Below are 3,805 nucleotides of genomic sequence, written 5' to 3' on the forward strand. Positions count from 1 at the left end.
TGACTATTTCGGGATGGAAACAGATGTTAATGAGAGGAACTAAAAACTATAAAATGAACAATCACCCCTTTACTTTACTCCAGATTGTTGTCAGAGCTCAAGAAAGAAATAGTATTTGGAAACCTATGTGGCTTATTGTTATTGGTTCTCGGCGCGATGAGTTAAGTTTAGTTGATTGTTATCAGTGTTATCGACAACGTTCTGACATGGAACATCTTTTTCGATTTGGTAAACAAAGATTATTGATGACATCTTATTTAACTCCCGATGTACATCATGAAGAAAATTGGTTTAAACTAACACTTCTTTCTTATGTAAATTTGTGGGCTGCCAGAAAATTAGCTGTGGTTTTACCCCGTGATTGGGAACAGTATTTGAAGACTAATAAATCCATCAAAATCACCCCTAGTCTAGTTCAAAGAGACTTTTCAAGAATAATTACGACCTTGGGGACTTTCGCCAAATTTCCCAAACGTCGAGGTTTTTCTTCCGGACGTATTAAAGGTTACAAAAAAGCCCCACGAACTCGTCATGATGTTATCAAGAAAGGGAGCAAAAAATCAACTGAAAACTTAAAAGCTCCTTAGTTTTCCTCAGAATCTATAGATTAGCCCTATTTGTCAGCCAATTTTATTGACTGATACAGAGCCGATATTTTGGGATTTTAGTTTAGCGTAAAATATACGCTAATAAACTTTTTTTGTCCAAAGTCCAAATTGGACAGAATACGAAGTTACAGGAATGCCTTTGGACAGAAACCCCAGTGGTAAAGGACGCATTGATTATGTATTATGGGGAGACAATGGCAACCCCTTAGCCTTAGTTGAAACCAAACGCACCAAAAAAACTGCAGAAATTGGACAACAACAGGCTAAACTTTACGCCGACTGCTTAGAACAAAAATTCGGTCAACGTCCCCTTATTTTCTACAGTAACGGTTATCAAACCTATCTCTGGGATGATTACACCTATCCCCCCCGTGAAATTCAAGGGTTTCTCAAAAAAGACGAACTAGAAAGACTGATTTTCCGGCGCAAAAACCGCAAAAAACTCCATCTTGTGCCAGTTAATAACGACATTGTTAACCGTAGTTATCAAACCGAAGCCATTCGTCAAATTACTGAAGCGTTTAGTCAGAACATCCGTAAAGCATTGTTAGTGATGGCCACCGGAACCGGAAAAACCCGCACCAGTATCGCCTTAATAGACCTCTTAAAACGGGCAAATTGGGTCAATCGTGTCTTATTTTTAGCAGATAGGGAGGCATTAGTTACCCAAGCTTTTCGGGCATTTAAAAGCCATTTACCCCAAGCCAATATTATTGATTTAACCAAGAGTAAAACCTCACAAGCAATTACTGCTAATATTGTCGTTTCTACCTATCCCACTATGTTTAATCGCCTCAACGATATGGGGGACAAAGAAAGAATGTTTGGAGTGGGACATTTTGACTTAATTATTGTTGATGAAGCACACCGTTCTATCTATCAAAAATATCAGACATTATTCGATTATTTTGATGGATTATTAGTCGGATTAACCGCTACTCCACGGAACGAAGTTCATAGAGACACCTATCGCATTTTTGAATTAGAATCAGGAGTTCCCACCTTTGCCTATGAATTAGATGATGCCATAAAAGACGGTTATCTAGTGCCACCACAAGGCATCAATGTTCCCTTTAAATTTTTACGAACAGGAGTAAAATATACAGAATTATCCCCCGAAGAACAAGAAGAATATGAGGCAAAGTTTTATGATGAAGAAAAGGATACTTTACCGAATAAAATTGATTCGACTGCTTTAAATCGTTGGTTATTTAATGAAAATAGTATAGATCAAGCTTTAGAGATATTAATGGAATTTGGGCTAAAAGTAGAAGGAGGGGATAAGTTAGGAAAAACCATTATTTTCGCTCGTAACCATGAGCATGCTGAATTTATTGTTCAACGATTTAATAAGAATTATCGCCATTATAAAGGACATTTTGCGAGAGTTATTGATAGTCATGATCCCTACGCCCAATCAACCTTTGATGACTTTTCAGAAAGCCAAAAACAGCCCACCATTGCCGTCTCAGTGGATATGTTAGATACGGGGGTAGATGTTCCAGAAATCCTTAATTTAGTCTTTTTTAAACCCGTTTTTTCCACTGTAAAATTCAATCAAATGATTGGTAGGGGAACCCGTTTATGTCCAGATTTATTTGGCATAGGAGACGATAAAAGAGAATTTTTAATCTTTGATTTATGCGGTAACTTTGAATATTTTGAACAACAAGTTACAGAGAAAGAACAAAAACCCAGAAAAAGTTTAACTACTCGTTTATTTAAAGCCCGTTTAGTCCTGTCTCAACAACTCAATCAAGATAATAAAACATTACAAGAATATATTTTAGATAACTTGCATGAACATATTAGCAGTATGGAAAAAGAGAATTTTTTAGTGCGTCGTCAATTAAATATAGTTGAAGAATTTACAGATAGAAAAAGATGGAATAGATTAAACTCTCAAGACTTAAACTTAATTAATAATTCCTTAGCAACCTTACCCAATGGACTCCCCACCGAAAAACGCTTAAGCAAAGAATTTGACTTACTTTGTACTCAACTTCAACTAGCAATTTTAGAACAATCTTCTAATTTTATTAGATTACGGGATAAAGTTAGAGATATTTTACACGGATTGGAATCTAAAAGAGAAATTCCGATGGTGAAAGCCAAATTACCTCTAATTGAAGAAGTCCAAGGCGAAAATTGGTGGACTGATGTGACCCCTGCAATGGTAGAAACCCTAAGACGACAATTACGGGATTTAGTGCCTTTGCTTGACCGTCAACAACAGCAAATCGTCTATACTAATTTTATCGATGAATTAGAAGATATCAGTAAACAGGACGTTCCCACCCATCAAACAGGGTTTAGTCCTTATCAGTATAAGAAGAAAGTAGAAACCTATATTTGTAACAACGAGAATCATCTGGCGATCGCCAAACTGAAACGCAACCTTACCTTAACAGAATCAGATTTAGAATCTATCGAAGAAATGTTATTTAATTCCCCTGAAATTGAAAGCAGAGAACGATTTGAGGAAGTCTATGGCAAAAATATCAATTTAAAGCTATTTATTCGCAAATTAGTAGGACTAGAGCGTAGTGCAGCTAAACAAACCTTTTCCCGATATTTACAACCCAGATTCCGCACTTCAAAAAGTAGCATTAAATACTACAAGCCTGGGGTTAATAATTAAGTATAATTGCTTAAGCTCTTGAAGACAAAAAAGTGGGATAATTGCTTAAGTTGTTTCCTCTGTAAAAAAAGAGCGAAAAATGTCTTATTTAGAAGAAATACAAGTTAAAAATTTAGACCATTTAGGGATAGTAGCTGGTTTAATTGATGAAATAGGAATAGTCAAAATAATTAATAATAAATTAGGAATAGATGTTAGAGAAAAAATCTCAGCAGGTACAGTAGTTAAGTCTATTTTAATCAATGGACTAGGATTTGTTTCAAGACCTCTATATTTATTCAGTCAGTTTTTTCAAGATAAAGCCATTGAGAAATTGTTAGGAGAAAGAATTAAACCTGATTACCTTAATGATGATAAAATTGGGAGAGTAATGGATGAATTATATAAATATGGACTAAATGATATTTTTATTGAAGTAGTTTTAGAAGTAATTAAAAAAATTAAAATAGACCTTAAATACTCCCATTTAGATTCCACGTCATTTCATTTAGATGGAGAATATAAAAGGGAAGAAGATAAAGAGAAACAGGAAGAAGAAAAAATTATTAAAGAAAGA

General features: G+C 34.9%; 2 protein-coding genes and 1 pseudogene. All 3 read left to right on the top strand.

Going from position 1 to position 3,805, the window contains the following annotated elements:
• Nucleotides 1–587: pseudogene (locus CWATDRAFT_RS30355) on the top strand (NF041680 family putative transposase); the annotation flags it as partial.
• Between the two features lie 154 nt (nucleotides 588–741).
• Nucleotides 742–3,249: a type I restriction endonuclease subunit R gene (locus CWATDRAFT_RS30360; RefSeq protein WP_007308546.1), complete on the top strand. Its 2,508-nt coding sequence runs from the start codon at nucleotides 742–744 to the stop codon at nucleotides 3,247–3,249.
• A 79-nt stretch (nucleotides 3,250–3,328) separates the two neighbouring features.
• Nucleotides 3,329–3,805, top strand: a 477-nt coding sequence (locus CWATDRAFT_RS30365) for an IS1634 family transposase (protein WP_007308547.1), incomplete at its 3' end; no start/stop codon positions are given.

It is taken from the genome of Crocosphaera watsonii WH 8501, from assembly GCF_000167195.1.
Taxonomy (GTDB): Bacteria; Cyanobacteriota; Cyanobacteriia; order Cyanobacteriales; family Microcystaceae; genus Crocosphaera; species Crocosphaera watsonii.